The organism is Nocardioides sp. BE266 (assembly GCF_031457855.1).
Classification (GTDB): Bacteria; Actinomycetota; Actinomycetes; order Propionibacteriales; family Nocardioidaceae; genus Nocardioides.
Genome location: NZ_JAURTI010000001.1, coordinates 681,754 through 702,128 on the forward strand (window position 1 = coordinate 681,754; position 20,375 = coordinate 702,128).

Genomic DNA, 20,375 nt, shown 5'->3' on the forward strand with positions numbered 1-20,375 from the left:
GTTGCTACCGGTTGGTCACTTCATCCCAATATTTGACACTTCGGCCCGTTTTGTCCAACGGGCGCTCAGACGATGTCGGGCGCCTTGACCCGTGCCTCGTCGGCCTCCTGGTCGGTCGGCATCAGCTGGCTCTGCCGCTCGGCCTCGACCCGTCGGAGGTAGTGGTCGACCTCGTCGTCGCGCTGCGCGTCGTCCCACCCGAGCGCCTCGGCCATCAGCTCGGCGGCGGGCCGGGCGGCCGTGACGCCGCGGTCGAAGGTCTCGATCGAGATCCGCGTGCGCCTCGCCAGCACGTCGTCGAGGTGGCGCGCCCCCTCGTGCGTGACGGCGTACAGCACCTCGGCGCGCAGGTAGTGCTCCGCGCCCTCCAGCGGCTCGCCGAGGTCGGGGCGCTGGTCGATGAGCGCGAGCACCTCGTCGACGAGCCCGCCGTAGCGACCGAGCAGGTGGTCGACGACGCCGATGTCGAGGCCGGAGGAGCGGCTCAGCGCCACCCGCTGGTTGGTGCGCGCCTCGAAGCCCCAGGCCCCCATCAGCGGCACCCGGTCCGTGATCGAGGGCGGCGCGTGGTCGAAGCCCCGGATGGCGTGGTCGACGGCGTCGCGCGCCATGACCCGGTACGTCGTCAGCTTGCCGCCGGCGACCAGGACGAGGCCCGGGACGGGGTTGGCGACCGTGTGCTCGCGGGAGAGCTTGGTGGTCTCCCCCATCTCGCCCTCCTTGCGCATCGGCTTGAGCAGCGGGCGGAGGCCGGCGTAGACGCCGATGACGTCGCGGTGGTCGAGCGGGTCGCGGAGCAGGGTGTTGACGTGGCCGAGGAGATAATCGATGTCGGTGCGGCTGGCGGCCGGGTGCGCGAGGTCGAGGTCCCAGGCGGTGTCGGTGGTGCCGATGATCCAGAACTGGCCCCACGGGATCACGAAGAGCACCGACTTCTCGGTCTTGGTGATGAACCCGCACTCCGAGCGGATCCGGTCCTTCGGCACGACGATGTGGATGCCCTTGCTGGCGTCGACGTCGAGCTGCGCCTGGCCGCCGATGAGGTCCTGCACCTCGTCGGTCCACACCCCGGCCGCGTTGATGACGACCTTCGCGCGGATCTCGAGGTCGCGCTGGCCCTCCAGGTCGCGCGCGCTGACGCCGACCACACGGTCGCCCTCGCGCAGGAAGCCGGTGACCTTGGTGCGGGTGGCGACATGGGCGCCGTTGTTGGCCGCAGTGCGCGCGAGCGTCATCACCAGGCGGGCGTCGTCGACCTGGCAGTCGTAGTAGCGGATCGCGCCGTGGAGGCCCTCCGTCCTGATGTCGGGTGCCATCCGGGCGAGCTGCTTGCGGAAGACGTGCTTGTGCTTCGGGACCCCCATGTCGTACTTGCCGGTCATGGCCATGCCGTCGTAGAGCGCGACGCCGGCGCCGACGTAGGGGCGCTCCCACGCGTGCTCGAGCGGGTAGAGGAATGGCACCGGGCGCACGAGGTGGGGTGCGAGCCGGGTGAGCAGCAGGCCGCGCTCCTCCAGCGCCTCCTTGACCAGCGCGAAGTCGAACATCTCGAGGTAGCGCAGGCCGCCGTGGACCAGCTTGGACGAGCGCGACGAGGTGCCGGAGGCGAGGTCGCGCTGCTCGACGAGGCCGACCTTGAGCCCGCGCGTCACCGCGTCGAGCGCGGCACCTGCGCCGACGACCCCACCACCGACGACGAGCACGTCGAGCTCGCCGGAGCCGAGCTGCTGGAGGGCGTCTGCGCGCTGGTCGGCGTCGAGGGCCTTGGCAAGCGTCATGCGACCCAGTGTGTCAGTGCTGGACGACGACCTCGATGCGCTGGAACTCCTTGACCTCGGTGTAGCCCGTGGTCGCCATCGCGCGGCGCAGGGCGCCGACGAGGTTCATCGTGCCGTCGGCCACGCTCGAGGGGCCGAACATGATCTCCTGCAGCGTCCCGACGGGGGCGAACTCGACGCGCTCGCCGCGCGGCAGGTCGGCGTGGGTGGCCTCGCTCCCCCAGTGGAAGCCGCGGCCGGGGGCCTCGGTGGCCCGGGCCAGGGGCGAGCCGATCATCACCGCGTCGGCGCCGCAGGCGATCGCCTTGGCGATGTCGCCCGAGCTGCCGATGGAGCCGTCGGCGATGACGTGGACGTAGCGCCCGCCCGACTCGTCCATGTAGTCGCGGCGGGCCGCGGCGACGTCGGCGACGGCGCTGGCCATCGGCACCGCGACGCCGAGGACGGTGCGGGTGGTGTGGGCGGCGCCGCCGCCGAAGCCGACCAGCACGCCGGCCGCGCCGGTGCGCATGAGGTGGAGCGCGGCCTGGTAGGTCGCGCAGCCGCCGACGATGACGGGGACGTCGAGCTCGTAGATGAACTCCTTGAGGTTCAGCGGCTCGGACTGGCTGCTGACGTGCTCGGCGCTGACGGTCGTCCCGCGGATGACGAACATGTCGACGCCGGCGTCGACGACCGCCTTGACGTGGTCCTTGGTGCGTTGCGGCGACAGCGAGCCGGCGACGGTGACCCCCGCGGCGCGCATCTCCTTGAGCCGAGCCGTGATCAGCTCGGGCTTGATCGGCTCGGTGTAGATCTGCTGCATCCGGCGCGTGGCCTCGGCGCCGGTCAGCCCGGCGACCTCCTCGAGCAGGCCGGTCGGGTCGTCGTACCTCGTCCAGAGGCCCTCGAGGTTGAGCACCCCGAGACCACCCATCTGGCCGAGCGCGATCGCGGTCGAGGGCGACATGACCGAGTCCATCGGCGCCGCCACGACGGGGATGTCGAAGCGGTAGGCGTCGATCTGCCAGGCGGTGCTGACCTCCTCGGGGTCGCGCGTGCGCCGGGAGGGCACGATCGCGATGTCGTCGAAGGAGTACGCCCGACGTCCGCGCTTGGCGCGGCCGATCTCGATCTCGGTCATGGCGCGCAGCCTATCGGCGGTCAGCAGGTCCGGCCGGGCCCCCACCCGACCGGACCCGATGAGCCCGAGAACCCAACCCCCACAATTGGATCCGAGACCATCGTACTCAATTGTGGTGAACGTGCGTCCGATTTCCGGATCAGCGTCCGGCAGGTGGGCCGTCGATGGCCGTCCGCAGCGACCGGCGCAGCCAGGCGGCGTACCGCTCCGGCGTCCAGCCTCGGTGCTGGGCGAGGGTCAGGTAGGTCTCGGACCGGGTGAGCAGGTAGACCTCGTCAACCGCGTCAGGGGCCGCCTCGCCGGCGGCCAGCAGGTGGACCACCTCGGCGCACATCACGGCATGGCCCTGGTGCGCGCCGCGCACGAGCTCGCGCAGGACCGGGTCCTGCTCGGCGCCGTGCCCCAGCACCCACACCAGCGGACCCATGCGGACGACGGTCGCGGTGACGAACTCCACGAACCGGTCCAGCCGGGCGTCGAGATCGGGCTCGTCCGCGAGCCTCAGGTCCGCGAAGGCGGACTGCAGCCCTCCCCGGTGCCCGAATCCGAGTGTGCGGAAGGCCGCCATGAACAGGCCGGCCTTGCTGCCGAACGTCTTGGTCAGCAGCTCGACCGACACCCCCGCCTCCTCGGCGACGAGCGCGAGGGTCGTGCCGTTCCAGCCGTGCTCGGCGAAGAGGCGCGCGGCCACCTCGGCGACGTGGAGGCGCCGCTGCTCGGCCGCCGCGCGGCGACCGCTGGCGTCGTACGCGCGGCGCGCCGGGACGTCCTTCTCCTCCACGTCGCGAGCCTAGGTGAAGGCGACACCCGGGTCAGAAGCCGAGGTCGCGCGCAGTGCCCCGGATCCGGTCGGCGCTGGCGCGCAGCCCGGCGAGCTCGGCCTCGCTCATCGGCACCTCCAGGCGCCGCTCCGCTCCCCCGGACCCCACGACGGTCGGCACGGAGAGGCAGACGTCGCTGATGCCGTGGTAGTCCGACAGCAGCGTCGACACCGGCAGCACCCGCTTCTCGTCGCGCAGCACCGCCTCGATGATGCGGCTGGCCGAGACCCCGATCGCGTAGTTGGTGGCGCCCTTGCCCTTGATGATCTCGTAGGCCGCACCGACCACCTCGGCCGCCATCGCGTCGCGATCCTCGGCCGGCAGCAGGTCGGTGACCGGCACTCCGCCGATGCTCGCGCTGCTCCACAGCGGGATCTCGCTGTCGCCGTGCTCGCCGACGACGTAGGCGTGGACGTTCTGCACCGCGACCCCGCAGCGGGCGGCGACCAGCCCGCGCAGCCGCGCCGAGTCGAGGACGGTGCCCGAGCCGAAGAGCTGCTCGGTGCCGAGGCCGGTCAGCTTCTGGGCGGCGTAGGTCACCACGTCGACCGGGTTGGTGACCATCACGAAGCGGGCGTCCGGGGCGGCCTCGACGAGGGCCGGCATCAGCGAGCGGAGCATGCTCGTGGTCGACGCCGCGAGGTCGAGCCGCGTCTGCCCGGGCTGCTGCTTCGCACCCGCCGTCACCGCGACCACCTGGGCCCCGGCGCACACCGACACGTCGGCGGACCCCTCGACGTGCGCGGTCGGCAGGAACTGCAGGCCCTGGCGGAGGTCGAGCTCCTCGGCGCGCACCTTCGCGGCGTCGACGTCGTGCAGCGCGACGGTGGTGGCGACGCCGCGGACCAGGCACGCGTAGGCGAGCGTGGAGCCGACGGCGCCGGCGCCGACGATGGCGATCTTCGCGGAGGTCACGCCTCATCGTGGCAGGCGGCGCCGCCGGAGGACAGGGGCTGTCGGGGGCCTGCCCCTGCCAGGTCGCTCAGCCCAGGTGGTGCACCTCCTGGAGGCCGTAGACCGGCGTCTCGATCCCCTCGTGCCGCGCCTTGAGCTGGAGCGCGAGGTAGAGCGAGTAGTGGCGCGACTGGTGGAGGTTGCCGCCGTGCATCCAGAGATTGTCGACCTGGGTCGGCTTCCACATGTTGCGCTGCTCGCCCTCCCACGGGCCGGGGTCCTTGGTGGTCTCCGAGCCCAGGCCCCAGCACTTGCCGAGCCGGTCGGCGGTGTCCTGGTCGATCAGGTCGGCGACCCAGCCGTTCATCGAGTTGTAGCCGGTGGCGAAGACGACGACGTCGGCGGGCAGCGTCGTACCGTCCTCGAGGACGGCGGCGTCCTCGGTGAGGTGGTCGATCTGCCCCTGCACCAGGTGCACGTCGCCGTTGGCCACCAGCTCGGCGGCACCGACGTCGATGTAGTAGCCGGAGCCGCGGCGGAGGTACTTCATGAACAGGCCGGACCCGTCGTCGCCCCAGTCGTGCCGGAAGCCGGACTTCTCCAGCCGGTCGTAGAAGGCCTTGTCCTTCTCCGCCATCGCCTCGTAGGCCGGGATCTGGAAGGTGTGCAGGATCCGGTAGGGCAGCGAGGCGAAGATCAGGTCGGCCTTCTCCGTCGTGACGCCGGCGGCGACGGCGCGCTCGGAGTAGAGGTCGCCGAGGCCGATCTCCATCAGGCTGTCGCTCTTGACGATGTGGGTCGAGGAGCGCTGCACCATCGTCACGTCGGCGTCGTGCTCCCACAGCGCGCCGCAGATGTCGAAGGACGAGTTGTTGCTGCCGATCACGACCGCCTTCTTGCCGGCGTACGCATCGGGGCCGGGGTGCGCGGACGAGTGGTGGACGTCGCCCTTGAAGACGTCGGTGCCGGGGATGTCCGGCATCCGGGCCTTGCCGCTCATGCCGGTGGCGAAGACCAGCTGCTTGGGCCGGAGCGTCAGGGGCTTGCCCTCGCGCTCGACCTCGACGGTCCACTCCTGGGTCTCGTCCGACCAGGTGGCGCTGGAGGCCGTCGTGTTCGACCAGTAGGGCACCTCCATGATCTTCACGTAGGACTCGAGCCAGTCGCCGACCTTGTCCTTGGGCGCGAAGACCGGCCAGTTGTCCGGGAACTTGAGGTAGGGCAGGTGGTCGTACCAGACCGGGTCGTGCAGGCAGAGCGACTTGTAACGGTTGCGCCACTGGTCGCCCGGCCGCGGGTGCTTGTCGATCACCAGGCTCGGCACGCCGAGCTGGCGCAGACGGGAGCCGAGGGCGATGCCGCCCTGGCCACCGCCGATCACCAGGACGTAGGGCTGGGTGGTCGAGCCGAGGCTCTCGGCCTCGGCCTGGCGCCGCTCCTTCCAGGTGACGCGGTCCTTGAACGCGCCGTGCTGGGTGCCCATCGGGCGGTGGGTGCCGCGCGGCTCCTCGTGGCCCTTCAGCTCGTAGAGCGCGGTGAGCAGGGTCCAGGCGCGGTCCTCGCCGTCCTCATCCTTCAGCCGCAGCAGTCCGTTGCCGCGGCCGGTGCCGGTCTCGAAGGTGATCCACGCCGTCACCACGCCGTCGGCCTCGTCGGGCGGCTCGCTGGTCGCGAAGGCCGAGGCGCCCGACCGGGCGCCGGCCGCGCCGATCAGGTCGGCGACGCCGTCGCGGCCCTCGACGGTCTTGATGTTCCAGGTGAACGCCACCAGGTCGCGCCAGTAGCACTCGGTCGCGAAGAGGGCGGAGCCTGCGGCCGCGTCGCCGGCGGCGAGCGCCGCCTCGAAGCGGGCGAGCCACGCGTCCACGCGGGTCTGCGGGTCGGTGCCGGTCACGGGATCCAGGGTCTGGGTCATCGGTTCTCCTTCAACTACGCTGGTGTGACCGAGCACACACCGCCTCCACCGGGCGGCGACAGGGTTGCGAGAGGTTGCAACCGCTCGGCCCGAGGAAGCCCAGGGACATGGCATGACCGACCGCGACCTGCACCGCAGCCGTGAGGCCGCGCTCGCCGGTGGCGCCCGGGCACCCCTCCCCCGCACCGAGATCGCCGCGTCGTGGCGGCGCGTCGCGGCCGCCGGCCTCGACCCCGGGTCGGGCGCCGAGATCCCGCCCATCGACGGCGCCGAGCTCGAGCGGCGCCGCGCCGCGAGCGGGCTCGCCGACATCGTGCCGCGGCTGGCCGAGTCGCTGGCTCCCGTGGTCGACGCCGGCCAGCTGGTCGTCGTCGCCGACGCCGAGGGCCGGGTGCTCTGGCGCCTGGGCAGCAGCGGCGTACGACGCCTCGCGGACGACCTCGGCTTCGTCGGCGGCTCGGCGTGGACCGAGGCCAACGTCGGCACCAACGCGATCGGCACCGCGCTCGTGCTCGGCACCGGCGTGCACGTGCAGGGCCCGGAGCACTTCGTCGAGTCGCACACGCGCTGGGGCTGCGCGGCCGCGCCGCTCGTCGACCCGTGGACGGGCCGGACCCTCGGCGTCCTCGACGTGAGCGGCCCGAGCCGCGGGATGCACCCGGCCGAGCTCGCCCTGGTCCAGCTCGCCGCCCAGATGACGTCCACCGAGATCGTGGCCCGCCACCGCGCGGCCCTCGACCGGCTCCGCGCCCGCGCCGCACCGCTGCTGGCCGGGCTGAGCGGCGACGCGCTCGCCATCGACTACGCCGGGCACCTCGCCGCCGCCATCGGCAACCGCAGCCCCGAGCGGGTGGCGCTGCCCGACCCGCTGGCGGCCGGTCGGGTCTGGCTGCCGACGCTGGGCCACGCCACGGCGGAGCCGCTCGACGGCGGCTGGCTGCTGCGGCTGGAGTCGGGCGAGACCACCGACCCCGCGTCGTCGTCGCTCGTCCTCGAGCTCGACGGCGACCCCCGTCTGGTCGTCTCCGGCCCGAGCGGATCGTGGTCGCGCACCCTCTCGCCGCGCCACGCCGAGATCGTGCTGTCCCTGCTCGAGGCGGGCCACGACGGGCGCACGGCCGGGCAGCTCTCCGAGGACCTCTTCGACGACCCCCGCCGCACCGTCACGGTGCGCGCGGAGATGTCGCGGCTGCGGCGGCTCGCCGGCAGCCTGCTGCTCTCCGGCCCCTACCGGCTGGCGCCCGGCCTGGCGACCGAGGTCCGCGGCGGCCGGGCCGGGGCGCTGCCGCGCTCGTCGGCCCCTGTCGTACGACGGTGGCGCGCGGGGGCCTGAGGCGTCCGGTAACAAGTCGTGCACACCTTGGCAAAGTCGCCACGCCGTCCGGACGCTGTTCCTACGGTAAAAACGTGGGGAACCTGGGGAAGCGGCACGGCTCGTGGCCGCAACGAACGATCGCGCGCACGCTCGCGTCCGTCTGCGTCGCCGGCGGGCTGCTGAGCCTGGCCGCGCCCGCGGCGCACGCCGACGACGACTACCCGTACGCCTGGCAGGGCCAGTGCCCGATCGTGCCGCAGGAGCCGATCGAGGAGCCCACCCCCACCCCGACACCCGAGCCCGCGAAGGGCCCCGACGCCGGTGACAAGCCCGGCGACAAGGCCGACCCGACGCCCGCCGTCGAGACACCTCCGCCCCCGCCGCCGGTGCTCGACCCGGTCAGCGGCCACCTCTACGACCCGCGCGGGCCGAAGCCGACCTGCGCGAAGTGGATCTGGGCGATCAACGGCTCGATCGGCGACCCGTGGGGCTTCGTGCTGCGCAACTGCACGAGCTTCGTCGCGTGGCGCCTCCAGGAGCGCAACCGGCTGGCCGGCTTCTCCAACTCCTTCGGCGGCCAGCACTGGGGCAACGCGGAGCACTGGGACGACGCCGCCCGGGCGCTGGGCTACCGCGTCGACCACGTGCCCGCGATCGGCGCGGTCGCGCAGACCGACGCCGGCCGCGTCGGCCACGTCGCCTGGGTCAGCGCGATCGGTCCCGGCACGGTGACGATCGAGGAGTACAACCACTCGCTCCCCGGCGGCTACGGAACCCGCACCGTCCCGGTCAGCGACTTCCGCTACCTCCACCTCGACGACGTGGCGCCGTCGCCGCTCGTCGGGTCGGACCGCCCCGTGGTGTCCGTGCCGGACCGGCTCGGTGAGTCGTGGACCGCCCGCGTCGACGACGGCGGCACCCTCCGCGTCGCCCAGCCGGGGCGCCGCTCCCGCGTCGTGGGCCCGCGCGGCGGGTTCTCCCCCGTCGTGGCGCCCGCGCTCACGCTCGACCGCCGCGGCCGCCCCTGGGTCGCGGCGACCACCCGTGACGGCCGGGCGCTGGCCGGCACCGTCCGCGGTGCCCGCTTCGTGCTTCGGACGGTCGGCACCGCCGCACCCACGTCGAGCCCGGCGCTGGTCCTCTCACGCACCGGGCGCCCGGTGCTCGCCGCGGTCTCCCCGGACGGCACGCTCACCACCCGGCGCTTCACGCAGCAGGGTCGCTGGAGCGCCCCGGCCCGCGTCGGCAAGGCAGGCTCGTGGGCGACCCACACCGCCCCGGTCCTCGGCAGCGACACCTCGGGCCGCACCTGGCTCGTGGCGGTCACCGTGAACGGTGGGACCTACGCCCAGTCGCTCGAGCGCGGCCGGCTCACGAGGCTCACCGGGCCCGCCGGATCGATCACCTCGACGCCTGCGCTGAGCGTGGCCGGTGACGGCACCACGCGGCTGCACCAGGTCAGCGCGACCGGGGTGCTCACCGTCCGCACCCTCGCGGGCCGCCGCTGGAGCCGTCCTGCGACGCTCGACGGCGACTGGTCGACGTACGCCTCACCGGCTGTCGGCGACGTCGCCGGCCGACTGGTGGTCGCGGTCGTCGACCGACGCGGCACCCTGCACCTGCGGGCTGCCCTCCCCGGACAGCGCTCCCGTGTGGCCCCGCGCCTCCGGTCCGCCGGCGACCCGACCCGCTCCCCCGGCCTGGTGACCCGCCGCAACGGCGGCGTCTTTGTGGTGTCACTCGGTGCCCGGCGGGCCCCGCAGGCCCGCCTGCTCACGCGGCCCGCCTCGGCCGTCAGCGGCAAGATCTCGCCGACCCGCGGCGGCTTCACCCCCTGACCGTCGCACCCACCCGGACGTACGACGACGCGACCACCCCCGGAGCGGGGATGGCCGCGTCGCGTCTGTCAGGTCAGCGGCCGGCGTAGGCCCACGACGAGACGTTCTCCGTGTTCTCCAGTCCGGTGAAGCCCTCGGCGGGCGAGTAGGTGTCGGTCACGAACTCGATGTTCTCGTCGTCCGCGGTGCCACCGAGGTTGTCCGGCCCGACCCCGTAGAGGTTCTGGCCGAAGTTCGCGCCGCCGGAGTCCATCATGTTGTGGATCTCGTCGGCGTTGTCGGTGTGGTAGTTGCCGATCGTGTGCCCGATCTCGTGGGCGGTCACGTTGGCCACGGCGGCCGACACGAACCCGATCCGGTCACTGGTCGCGTTCATGTAGGTGTTGAGCGACGACGCCGGTCCGGCCGCCGCGCTCAGCACGTCGAGCAGCACGATCGCCTCGTCCTGGTGGCCGAAGTTGCCCGGGTCGATGTACTGCGCGATGCCGATCGTGCTGATGCCGGTCTCGGCGATCGTGCCCGCGATGTAGATCCGCGAGACGTTCTCCTGGCCGATCAGCTCCGGGTTGGTGCGGGCGTTGAGCACGTCGACGTTGACCGTCGGGTTGGTGCCCGAGAGCTCCGCCTGGATGTTGCGCCGCACCTGGTTGACGATGCGGTTCTCCACCTTGCGCGCGTCGGCGCGCGCGATGCCCCACTGCGGGACGAAGGCGGCGAACGGCGACACGTTGCGCTGGCCGGGTCCGCCCCAGGTGCCGGTGTTGACGCGACCGGGGGCGAAGTCGAGCAGCACGGTCTGCCGGCGACCGCGGTCGCCCTGGGTGCCGGGACGGTAGCCCTCGACGAGGACGTCGTAGGCGCCGGTGCCGCCGGAGACCTGGACGGAGTACCAGCCCGCCTCCTCCGCGACGTAGGCGATGGCGGTGTTGCCGCCGCCCGGCAGCGGGGAGGTCGGCGGGTAGAGGAAGGACGCGTCGGTGCCGACGCCGCCCACGCGCTCCTCGCCCGACGGCGTACGCACGGTCAGGCCGGTGGCCGCGCCGGTGCCGGTGGAGCCGATGGTGTCACCGGGGCGGAGCCGGACGGAGTAGTAGTCGGCGTCGAGCTTCGCGCTGGCGATCGAGACCCGGTAGTTGCCGGTGTCGGCGCCGCCGGCGCCGCTGCCGGAGTCGGTCGGGTCGGCCGGCAGCGGGTCGAGGGCGTAGCCGCCGACCATGACGTAGTAGGTGCCGGGAGCCTCGGGCTTGTAGCTCACGCTGCTCAGCAGGCCGGTGCCGCTGTCGTCGTCGGCGGCCACGGGCGTGCCGTCGGCGGCGTAGACGACGAGGATCGTGTCGGTGGTGGTCGCGCTGCCCTCGGTGTTGGCGGTGAGGGTGAGGCCGGCGCCGACCTCGACGGCGTAGAAGTCGAAGTCGTTGGTGCCGTCACCGGCGGGGGCGGGGCCGTGCGGTCCGTCGCCCAGCACCGAGTTGGTGACCGTGGAGCCGCCTGCCGCGGTGATGGCCGTCGGCGTGGCCAGCGGGATGGAGCCCTGGTCCTCGGTCGTGGTGACGGTGCGCGGCGTGCTGGCCGGCGGCGGGGCCAGGCTGCCGAGGATGCGGACGGCCGGCATCTTGGCGGCGGCGGTGCCGAACTGGGTGATCGGCTCGGCGTCGGCGTGGGAGTCGTTGGACCCCGCGGTGCCGTCGGGCTCCTCCTCGTCGTGGACGAACGGCGTCAGCACGGCCTTCGCCGAGACACGCGAGCGCCCGGACCCGAGCGCCTCGCGGCGGTTGGCGGCGAGCCGCTTCGAGTCGGCCCGCTGCTCGGCCTTGGCGTGCATGAGCTTGTTCCAGGCGAAGTAGTTGGCGTCGGTGAGCGACGGCAGGTTCGCGAGGTACGGGTTGGGGTTGGCCTTCGCCGTCAGCGAGGCGGCGTTCTCCTCCTTGGGCGCGACCTGGAACCCCAGGTCGAGGGCCGTCTGCTGCGACGGCGTGATGCTGTCGTCACCGGATGGTGCGGCGGTGGACAGGGCTGGGGTGACGACGGCCAGCAGGCCGGCGGTGCCGGTCGCGACCAGGATGTTTCTGCGCACTGAAGCGCTCCTCCCGAGAGAAATCGGGATCGAGCACATCGTGGTCGATGGATCGCATCGTCGCGGGGCCCGATCCCCTGACTCTGGTCAAGGTAGGTCCTACTGACCAGTTCGGGAAGAGACCGAAGTCGGAACCTCAGGCGCCGCTGTAGTTGGGCGCCTCGACGGTCATCTGCACGCCGTGCGGGTGGCTCTCCTTGAGCGAGGCCGAGGTGATCCGGACGAACCGGCCCTTGTCCTGGAGCTCGGGGATGGTCCGGGCGCCGACGTAGAACATCGACTGGTTGAGCCCGCCGACGAGCTGGTGGGCGACCGCGGACAGCGGGCCGCGGTAGGCGACCTGGCCCTCGATGCCCTCCGGGACGATCTTGTCGTCGCTGGTGACCTCGGCCTGGAAGTAGCGGTCCTTGGAGTACGACTTCTTGCCGCGGCTGCTCATCGCGCCGAGCGATCCCATGCCGCGGTAGGACTTGAACTGCTTGCCGTTGACGAAGACCACGTCGCCCGGCGACTCCTCGCAGCCGGCCAGCATCGAGCCGACCATGACCGAGTCGGCACCCGCGACGAGCGCCTTGGCGATCTCGCCGGAGTGCTTCATGCCGCCGTCGGCGATCAGGGGCACGCCGGCGGGCTTGGTCGCCAGCGACGCCTCGTAGACGGCCGTCACCTGCGGGACACCGACGCCGGTGACCACGCGGGTCGTGCAGATCGAGCCGGGGCCGACGCCGACCTTGACCGCGTCGGCACCCGCGTCGACGAACGCCTGCGCGCCCTCGCGGGTCGCGACGTTGCCGCCGATGACCTGCACGTGCTTCGTCGCCGGGTCGGACTTGAGCCGCCGGACCATGTCGAGCAGGAGGTGGACGTGGCCGTGCGCGGTGTCGGCGACGAGCACGTCGACACCGGCCTCGATGAGGGTCGTCGCCCGCTCCCAGGCGTCGCCGAAGTAGCCGATGGCCGCACCGACGAGCAGCCGGCCGTCGGCGTCGTACGACGCGTGGGGGAACTGCTCGCCCTTGACGAAGTCCTTCACGGTGATGAGGCCACCGAGGCGACCCTCGCCGTCGACGAGCGGGAGGCGCTCGCGCTTGTGCGCGCGCAGCAGGGAGGTCGCCTCGTCGCGGGAGATGCCGATGGGGCCGGTGATCAGGCCCTCGCTGGTCATCACCTCGGTGACCTTGGTGGTCGCCCACTCCGCGACCGGGGTGAAGCGCAGGTCGCGGTTGGTGATGATGCCGAGCAGGTGGTTGTCGAGGTCGACGACGGGAAGGCCGGAGACGCGGTACTCCCCGCAGATGCGGTCGAGCTCCTCCAGCGTCGCGTCGGGGCCGATCGTAACGGGGTTGGAGATGATCCCGGTCTGGGTGCGCTTGACCAGGTCGACCTGGCGGGCCTGGTCCTCGATCGAGAGGTTGCGGTGCAGCACGCCCATGCCACCCTCGCGGGCCATCGCGATCGCCATCCGCGCCTCGGTGACCGTGTCCATCGCGGCGCTGATCAGCGGGACCTTGACCGAGATCTCGCGCGTGAGGCGCGTCGTGGTGTCGATGTCGCTCGGCGCGAGGTCGGACTCGCCCGGCAGCAGCAGCACGTCGTCGTAGGTGAGGCCCAGGGCGGCGAACTTCTCGGGGATCTCCACGCGCCCATTCTACGGGCGGGGCGTGCGTGCTCTGAGAGGGTGTTCGCCATGGGGTCGGCGGCACGGGTCGAGGTGACCCGACAGGGGCGTGTGGTGTGGCTCGCCGCGCTCGCCGCCTTCGTCGCCCGGTTCCCCGGACTGCTCTGGCCGCTGCGCCCCGACGAGGCCGGGTTCCTCCTGGTCGCGCGGAGCCTGAACCCCGAGCCCGACTCGCTCTACGGCCACTACTGGGTGGACCGCCCGCCGCCGATCATCTGGCTGATGCGGGCCACCGACTGGGTCGGCGGGGCCTACACCCACCGCCTCGTCGGCGCCCTCGCGTGCTCGCTCCTCGTCCTCGCCGCGGCGGCCGCGACCCGGGAGATGGCCCGCCGGGCCGGCGTCGTCGACCCCGCTTCCGTACGACGTCTCGCCGGGTGGGTCGCGGTCGGCACCGCGGCCCTGGTGAGCAACGCCCAGATCGACCCGGTCGCCGCCAAGGGCGAGGTCTTCGGCATCCCGCTGGTGATGGCGTCGTGCTGGCTCGCCCTGCGGGCCGTGCGCCGGGTGTCGGCCCTCGACGCCTTCTGGGCCGGCGCCCTGGCCGTGCTGGCGCTGGGCTTCAAGCAGAGCATCTTCGGCGGCATCGTCTTCGGGGCGGTGCTGCTGGTGGGCTCCGCGGTGTCGCGGCACATCCCGTGGCGGACGGCTGGGAGGTTCGCCGCCGCAGCGGCCGCGGGCGCCGCCGTGCCGGTCGCAGTGGTGGTCGCGTGGGCCCTCGCGTCGGGGGTGCGGCTCCACACGCTCTGGTACGCCTCCGTCTCCTTCCGCTCCGACGCCAGCCGGGTCATCGCCGGGCAGAACTCCGAGGGAGCCCAGAGCCGCATCGGGGTCCTGGCTGCGGTCTTCGTCGGCACCGGGATGCTGCTCGTGCTCGCCTGCTTCCTCGCCCGGGTGCGCCCGCTCCTGCGCCACGACGCGGTGCCGGTCGTCGCGGTGCTGGCGATGGTGACGGTCGACCTGGTCGGGGTGGCGCTGAGCGGCAGCTTCTGGATGCCCTACCTGTTCGTGCTCATCCCTCCCCTCTCCCTCGCGCTGGCCGCGCTCGTGGCCCACGACGACCTCCGTCTCTCGCGCCGACGGCTGTCGCCGGCCTGCGTCGGCTTCGTGGTCGCCTCCAGCGTGATCGCCCTCGCGTCCTGGACCGGCTCCTGGGTGACCGGCCGGGTGCCGGTGGAGATCCGCACCGGCGAGGCGATCGCCGCGGCGGCCCGACCGGGCGACCGGGTGCTGGTCTACGGCGGCCGCGCCGACATCCAGTGGTCGAGCCGCGCCGGGTCGCCGTACCCCTATCTCTGGTCGCTGCCGATGCGCACCCTCGACCCCGGGCTCGAGGACCTCCGCAAGGTGCTCACCGGCAGCAACCCGCCGACGTGGTTCGTCGAGGCGTCCTACATCAACACGTGGAGCGAGCTCGGCACGCGACCCATCGAGCGGTCGCTGATCAGCAAGTACGAGTTCATCCGCACTGCGTGCGACCGCTACCGGATCTACCACCTCAACTCCGTCGACCCGATCGACGTGAAGGTGGACTGCCGCACGCCCTACCGGACCATCTGGGGCACGTGAGGACGGCGCGTACCACATGCGACAGGCCCGCACCGGAGTCCGGTGCGGGCCTGTCGTGCGGAGCGGGGTCGGTCAGTGACCGTGGCCGTGCCCGTGGCCGGCGGCCGCGGGCTCCTCGTCCTCGGGCTTGTCCACGACGAGGGTCTCGGTCGTGAGCAGCATCGCGGCGATGGAGGTCGCGTTGACGAGGGCCGAGCGGGTGACCTTGACCGGGTCGAGGACGCCCTGGGCGACCAGGTCGCCGTACTCGCCGGTCGCGGCGTTGTAGCCGTTGCCGACACCGAGCTCGCGGACCTTGGCGGTCACGACGTAGCCGTTCTCGCCGCCGTTCTCGGCGATCCAGCGCAGCGGCTCGTCGGCGGCCTTGCGGACCACGCGGACACCGGCAGCCTCGTCACCGGTGAGGCCGAGGTTGTCGTCGAGCACCGAGACGGCGTGGATGATGGCGGAACCGCCACCGGCCACGATGCCCTCCTCGATCGCGGCGCGCGTCGCGGAGACGGCGTCCTCGATGCGGTGCTTCTTCTCCTTCAGCTCCACCTCGGTGGCGGCGCCGACCTTGATCACGCACACGCCGCCGGCCAGCTTGGCGAGGCGCTCCTGGAGCTTCTCGCGGTCCCAGTCGGAGTCGGTGTTCTCGATCTCGGCCTTGATCTGGTTGACGCGGCCCTCGACGGCGGCGCTGTCGCCAGCACCCTCGACGATGGTGGTCGTGTCCTTGGTGATGACGACGCGGCGCGCCTGGCCGAGGACCTCGAGGCCCACCTGGTCGAGCTTGAGGCCGACCTCGGGGGCGACGACCTGACCACCGGTCAGGGTCGCGATGTCCTGCATCATCGCCTTGCGGCGGTCACCGAAGGCGGGGCTCTTCACCGCGGCGACGTTGAACGTGCCGCGGATCTTGTTGACGACCAGGGTCGAGAGCGCCTCGCCCTCGACGTCCTCGGCGAGGATGAAGAGCGGCTTGCCGGTGGCGATGACCTTCTCGAGCACCGGGAGCAGCTCCTGGATCGAGGAGATCTTGCCCTGGTGGAGCAGGATGTAGGCGTCGTCGAGGACGGCCTCCATCGACTCCGGGTCGGTGACGAAGTACGCCGAGATGTAGCCCTTGTCGAACTGCATGCCCTCGGTGAACTCGAGCTCGGTGCCCATGGTGTTGGACTCCTCGACCGTGATCACGCCGTCCTTGCCGACCTTGTCGAAGGCCTCGGCGAGCAGGTCGCCGATGTGGCTGTCACGGCTGGAGATCGTGGCGACGGACGCCATGTCCTCGCGGGACTCGACCTCGCGGGCGGCCTCGCGCAGCGCGTCGCCGACGGCCTCGGCCGCCGCGTCCATGCCGCGCTTGAGGCCCATCGGGTTGGCGCCGGCCGCGACGGCACGCAGGCCCTCGTGGACCATGGCCTGGGCCAGCACGGTGGCGGTGGTGGTGCCGTCACCGGCGACGTCGTTGGTCTTGGTGGCCACCTCCTTGGTGAGCTGGGCACCGAGGTTCTCGAACGGGTCGTCGAGCTCGACCTCGCGAGCGACGGTCACACCGTCGTTGGTGATCGTGGGGGCGCCCCACTTCTTGTCGAGGACGACGTAGCGGCCCTTGGGGCCGAGCGTCACCTTGACGGCGTTGGCGAGGGCGTCGACGCCGCGCTCGAGGGCGCGGCGGGCGTTCTCGTCGAACTCCAGGATCTTGGGCATCGAAGTGCTCCTAGGAAGAAAGGAAAAGGGGCCTGACGTGCCTGGCGCCCGGCTGGCAAGGCGCCGCCGCGAAGGCGACCTTGGAGCGGAGCGGTCGTCGAGCGGCGAGCAACGCCGCCAGCCGGGATGCCAGGTGCGTCAGGAAACGACCGCGAGGATGTCGCGAGCAGACAGGATGAGGTACTCCTGGCCGGCGTACTTGACCTCGGTGCCGCCGTACTTGCTGTAGATGACCTTGTCACCCACCGCGACGTCGAGCGGGACGCGGTTGCCGTTGTCGTCGATGCGACCGGGACCGATCGCCACGACCTCGCCCTCCTGGGGCTTCTCCTTGGCGGTGTCCGGGATGACCAGGCCGGAGGCGGTGGTCTGCTCGGCTTCGAGCGTCTGGACCACGATGCGGTCCTCGAGGGGCTTGATGTTGACCGACACTTCGGATCAACCTCCACTTTCTCTTCACGAGATTCTTCAGGAGACCGGACCCTTGTGTCCGGGCTCCCAGGACGTGGGCTCGCGATCCGGGCGGCACGCCGTCGCGGGGGTCGTGCCAGGCTCACGAGCGTTGGCGCTCTCGGGGTGAGAGTGCCAGCACAGACGCTAGCACTCTGCCCAACCGAGTGCTAGCGCAGGCTGGTCACGGACCGCCTGACAGGATGCCCACGTGGAGATCGAGACGCTGGAGTGGCTGCAGACGACCGACGGCGGGCGCCTGCTGGTCCACGCCGCCCAGGCCTGGGCCGACCACGCCGGCGACCCGGTGCGGGTCGCGAGCGTCGTACGACGTCTCGAGCCCGACGCCGAGAAGGCGGCCGCCGCCACCACCCAGGCGCAGCTGCGCGAGAAGGGGGTCGCGAAGCTCGGGGAGGCCGCCCGGCTGATGTTCTTCACCCCCGACGCGCTCGAGCAGGCCACCCGCACCCGCGTCGCCGACCACCGCGCCGCGCGACTGGCGGCGGCGATCCCCGGCGGCAGTGTGATCGACCTCGGCTGCGGGATCGGCGGCGACCTGATCGCCTTCGCGCGAGCGGGCCTGCTCGCCGCCGGCGTCGAGCTCGACCCGGTCCGGGCCGCCATGGCCCGGGCCAACCTGACCGCGCTCGGGCTGCCCGGCGCGGTGCAGGCCGGCGACGCGACCACCGTCGACCCGCGGGGCTTCGACGCTGCCTTCGCCGACCCGGCCCGGCGCGGAGGACGCGGCCGGGTCTTCGACGTCGAGGGCTGGACCCCGCCGTGGCCGTGGGTCCTCGACCTGCTGGCTCGTCGTTCGCTCGTCAAGGTCGCGCCGGGCATCGGCCACGACCTGGTGCCCGCCGGCGTCGAGGCCGAGTGGGTCAGCGACGGCGGCGAGGTCAAGGAGGCCGTGCTCTGGTCGCCCGACCTGTCGACCACCGACCGGCGCGCGACCGTCATCGGTGACCGCGGCCTGGCCACCCTCACCGACGAGGACGACCCCGGCGCGGACGTCCGTGGCGTCGGCGCCTTCCTCTACGAGCCCGACGGCGCCGTGATCCGCGCCGGCCTCGTCACGGCAGTGGCGGCCGGCGTCAACGGCGGGCTCGTCGACGAGCACATCGCCTACGTCACCAGCGACGACTCGTTCCGTACGCCGTTCGCCCGGGGCTACCGCGTGGTCGAGCACCTCCCCTACCGCGAGAAGCAGCTCAAGGCGGCCCTGCTCGAGCGCGGCATCGGCCGGCTGACGATCAAGAAGCGCGGCGTCCAGGTCGTGCCCGAGGAGCTGCGCAAGCGGTTGGCCCTCAAGGGCGACAACGAGGCGACCCTCGTGCTGACCCGGGCCGCCGGCCAGGGCACGGCGCTGCTGGTCGAGCCCTTCTGAGTCACTCCCCGAAGTCGCACCCGGAGCGCTCGACGCCGGCGACCCTCACGGGCAGGCGACCAGGCGCTGGCGCCTTCCCGAGCAGCACCTCGACGAGCACGTCCATCGCGGCAGGGGTGTCGCCGAAGGTCGCGATGCGCGTGGGGGCGGACACCCGGCCGAGCACCCACGGACTGTCGGTGGCGACCGCCACGTCGCCGTCGACCGGCGCATCGTGGAAGCCGGTGAAGCCGACGGGCGTGCCGGCGGCCAGACGAGCGTCCTCGCGGGCGGTCCACGAGGCGAGGCGTCGCTCGCGCCGGGCCTCCGCCTTCTTCCACGCCCGCTTGCGCAACTTGTACTTCTTGCGGCGCTCCCCCGGCTTGCGGTGCGGCTTCGGGATCGCCCGGGCGAGCCGCGCCGGCGTCGCCTTGCGCAGCAGCACGTCGAGACCGGCACGGCCAGCCGCCGCGGTGAAGACCGAGACCGCGGCGGGATCGCCGTAGGCGTAGACCTGCTGCCCGACGACGCGACCGGTGCACTCGCCGGCGACCATCGTCACCGCGGCAGCCGACAGGGCGCGGGAGGCGCCCCTGGCCGCTCCGGGCGTCGCGCCGCCGGGACCGGCCAGGTGGGTCAGCAGCGCGATCTGCCGTGCCGCGGCCTGGTCCAGGCGCCGGCGGGGCAGCGAGCCCGCCTTCACCGCACGGACGATGGCGGACCGTGCGACGGCCGGCGACGGCGGCATCAGGAGCACGTCGGCCCCGGCGCGCAGCGCCTGCACCGCCGTACGACCCGGGTCGCGGCCGCGGGTCACACCGGCCATGTCGAGGGCGTCGGTGACGACGAGGCCGCCGAAGCCGAGGTCGTCGCGCAGCAGGCCGGTCACCACCTTGCGCGAGAGGGACGACGGGACGCGCGGGTCGATGGCCCGCACGTCGAGGTGCCCGACCATCACGGCCGGCAGGCCTGCGCCGATCGCGGTGCGGAACGGCACCAGGTCGGTCGTGCGGAGCTCCTTGCGCGACTTGGTCTGCACAGGAAGCGTGACGTGGCTGTCGGCCGGGACCGAGCCGTGCCCGGGGAAGTGCTTGACCACCGGCAGGATGCCGGACGAGGCGAAGCCGTTCGCCGCGGCGACGACGTGCTCGGCCACCGTGCTGGGGTACGACGACGCGGCGCGCGACCCGATGGTCGGGTCGCCCGGACCGGACGTCACGTCGGCGTCGGGGGCGAAGTCGACGGTGAAGCCGAGCCCGCGCAGCTCGGCCCCGCTGGCGGCGTAGGACTGCTGGGTCAGCGTGACGTCGCCGGCGGCACCGGCGCTCATGAACGCCGGGAAGCGGGTGGCGGCACGACGCAGCCGTTCGACGACGCCGCCCTCCTGGTCGACGCCGAGGAACAGCGGCCACTTCCGGCCGACCTTGCGGGTGAGCCGGGAGGTGAGGGCCTGGACCTGCGCGGCCGAGGCGATGTTGGAGTCGAAGGCGATCACGCCGCCGAGGTGCAGGTCGCGGACCATCGCGACCGGCGCCGCCGTGCCCTGCCAGTCGGCCACGATGACCTGCCCCGCCAGCTGTGGGAGCCGCATCCGGTGCACGATCCCCGCGGCCCGGTCCAGCTCGGCGCGGTCCGGGCCCCAGCCCTCGGCCAGCCCGAGCTCCTCGGACGGCGTCTGCGGCGTGGCGGCCTCTCCCTGCGCGGCGCTCTCGGCGGCCGGCTCGTCGCGGGGATCGTCCTCTCCCCCGTCGCAGGCGGCGAGCGAGGCGAGCAGCGCCAGGGTGGCCAGCAGGCTGGTGCCCCTGGCCGTCACGCCTCTCGTCATGCTGCTCCGCATCCGGCCATGGTGGCAGGTGCCACCG

The 20,375-nt window shown here is 72.7% G+C and carries 14 protein-coding genes; 4 read left to right on the forward strand and 10 right to left on the reverse strand.

From position 1 onward, the window contains the following. Positions 1-65 precede the first annotated feature (65 nt). The 5 genes from J2X46_RS03295 to J2X46_RS03315 form a co-directional block, all read right to left on the reverse strand. Positions 66-1,778: a glycerol-3-phosphate dehydrogenase/oxidase gene (locus tag J2X46_RS03295; RefSeq protein ID WP_310246822.1), complete on the reverse strand. Its 1,713-nt coding sequence runs from the start codon at positions 1,776-1,778 to the stop codon at positions 66-68. A gap of 13 nt (positions 1,779-1,791) precedes the next feature. Then, positions 1,792-2,901, reverse strand: coding sequence for a GuaB3 family IMP dehydrogenase-related protein (locus J2X46_RS03300; RefSeq protein WP_310246824.1), 1,110 nt, complete (start codon positions 2,899-2,901; stop codon positions 1,792-1,794). 139 nt (positions 2,902-3,040) lie between these two features. Next, positions 3,041-3,682: a TetR family transcriptional regulator gene (locus J2X46_RS03305; protein WP_310246827.1), complete on the reverse strand. Its 642-nt coding sequence runs from the start codon at positions 3,680-3,682 to the stop codon at positions 3,041-3,043. Positions 3,683-3,713: 31 nt separating this feature from the next. After that, positions 3,714-4,637 (reverse strand): L-lactate dehydrogenase, encoded by a 924-nt coding sequence (locus J2X46_RS03310; RefSeq protein WP_310246830.1) that lies wholly within the window; start codon positions 4,635-4,637, stop codon positions 3,714-3,716. 67 nt (positions 4,638-4,704) lie between these two features. Continuing rightward, a complete protein-coding gene (locus J2X46_RS03315) occupies positions 4,705-6,531 on the reverse strand; it encodes an NAD(P)/FAD-dependent oxidoreductase (RefSeq protein WP_310246832.1) in 1,827 nt (608 codons plus the stop codon). Positions 6,532-6,643: 112 nt separating this feature from the next. Here J2X46_RS03315 and J2X46_RS03320 point away from each other — a divergent pair, with 112 nt between their 5' ends. Together J2X46_RS03320 and J2X46_RS03325 are read left to right on the forward strand one after the other, a co-directional pair. Further along, complete coding sequence (locus J2X46_RS03320) at positions 6,644-7,864, forward strand: GAF domain-containing protein (RefSeq protein ID WP_310246836.1); 1,221 nt, start codon at positions 6,644-6,646, stop codon at positions 7,862-7,864. Positions 7,865-7,938: 74 nt separating this feature from the next. Further along, entirely contained in the window at positions 7,939-9,684 is a 1,746-nt protein-coding gene (locus J2X46_RS03325) for a CHAP domain-containing protein (RefSeq protein ID WP_310246840.1), read from the forward strand. A gap of 73 nt (positions 9,685-9,757) precedes the next feature. Here J2X46_RS03325 and J2X46_RS03330 read toward each other — a convergent pair whose 3' ends face one another. Together J2X46_RS03330 and guaB are read right to left on the reverse strand one after the other, a co-directional pair. Continuing rightward, on the reverse strand, positions 9,758-11,758 hold the full coding sequence (locus tag J2X46_RS03330; protein ID WP_310246841.1) for a pre-peptidase C-terminal domain-containing protein: 2,001 nt from the start codon (positions 11,756-11,758) through the stop codon (positions 9,758-9,760). 136 nt (positions 11,759-11,894) lie between these two features. Next, entirely contained in the window at positions 11,895-13,397 is a 1,503-nt protein-coding gene (gene guaB, locus J2X46_RS03335; RefSeq protein WP_310246844.1) for an IMP dehydrogenase, read from the reverse strand. A 48-nt stretch (positions 13,398-13,445) separates the two neighbouring features. On the opposite strand from guaB, the gene J2X46_RS03340 reads away from it, so the two are divergent. Further along, the gene (locus tag J2X46_RS03340; protein ID WP_310246847.1) at positions 13,446-15,005 is read left to right on the forward strand and encodes a hypothetical protein; all 1,560 of its coding nucleotides are present in this window, start codon (positions 13,446-13,448) and stop codon (positions 15,003-15,005) included. A 72-nt stretch (positions 15,006-15,077) separates the two neighbouring features. On the opposite strand, the gene groL is transcribed toward J2X46_RS03340, so the two are convergent. Then, positions 15,078-16,697 (reverse strand): chaperonin GroEL, encoded by a 1,620-nt coding sequence (gene groL / locus J2X46_RS03345; RefSeq protein WP_310246851.1) that lies wholly within the window; start codon positions 16,695-16,697, stop codon positions 15,078-15,080. A gap of 138 nt (positions 16,698-16,835) precedes the next feature. Then, positions 16,836-17,129 carry a co-chaperone GroES gene (gene groES / locus J2X46_RS03350; RefSeq protein WP_056605525.1) on the reverse strand — a complete coding sequence of 98 codons (294 nt, stop codon included), beginning with the start codon at positions 17,127-17,129 and terminating at the stop codon, positions 16,836-16,838. Positions 17,130-17,358: 229 nt separating this feature from the next. Between groES and J2X46_RS03355 the strand changes: the two genes are divergently transcribed. Continuing rightward, positions 17,359-18,534, forward strand: coding sequence for a class I SAM-dependent methyltransferase (locus J2X46_RS03355; protein ID WP_310246857.1), 1,176 nt, complete (start codon positions 17,359-17,361; stop codon positions 18,532-18,534). Between the two features lies 1 nt (position 18,535). On the opposite strand, the gene J2X46_RS03360 is transcribed toward J2X46_RS03355, so the two are convergent. Beyond that, positions 18,536-20,326: a glycoside hydrolase family 3 N-terminal domain-containing protein gene (locus J2X46_RS03360; protein ID WP_310246860.1), complete on the reverse strand. Its 1,791-nt coding sequence runs from the start codon at positions 20,324-20,326 to the stop codon at positions 18,536-18,538. Positions 20,327-20,375: the final 49 nt, after the last annotated feature.

What these genes read in the sequence shown, in the direction of transcription:
- J2X46_RS03295 (WP_310246822.1), bottom strand. Translation starts at nt 1,778, where the DNA reads ATGACGCTTGCCAAGGCCCTCGACGCCGACCAGCGCGCAGACGCCCTC.
- J2X46_RS03300 (WP_310246824.1), bottom strand. Translation starts at nt 2,901, where the DNA reads ATGACCGAGATCGAGATCGGCCGCGCCAAGCGCGGACGTCGGGCGTAC.
- J2X46_RS03315 (WP_310246832.1), bottom strand. Translation starts at nt 6,531, where the DNA reads ATGACCCAGACCCTGGATCCCGTGACCGGCACCGACCCGCAGACCCGC.
- J2X46_RS03320 (WP_310246836.1), top strand. Translation starts at nt 6,644, where the DNA reads ATGACCGACCGCGACCTGCACCGCAGCCGTGAGGCCGCGCTCGCCGGT.
- J2X46_RS03340 (WP_310246847.1), top strand. Translation starts at nt 13,446, where the DNA reads ATGGGGTCGGCGGCACGGGTCGAGGTGACCCGACAGGGGCGTGTGGTG.
- groL (WP_310246851.1), bottom strand. Translation starts at nt 16,697, where the DNA reads ATGCCCAAGATCCTGGAGTTCGACGAGAACGCCCGCCGCGCCCTCGAG.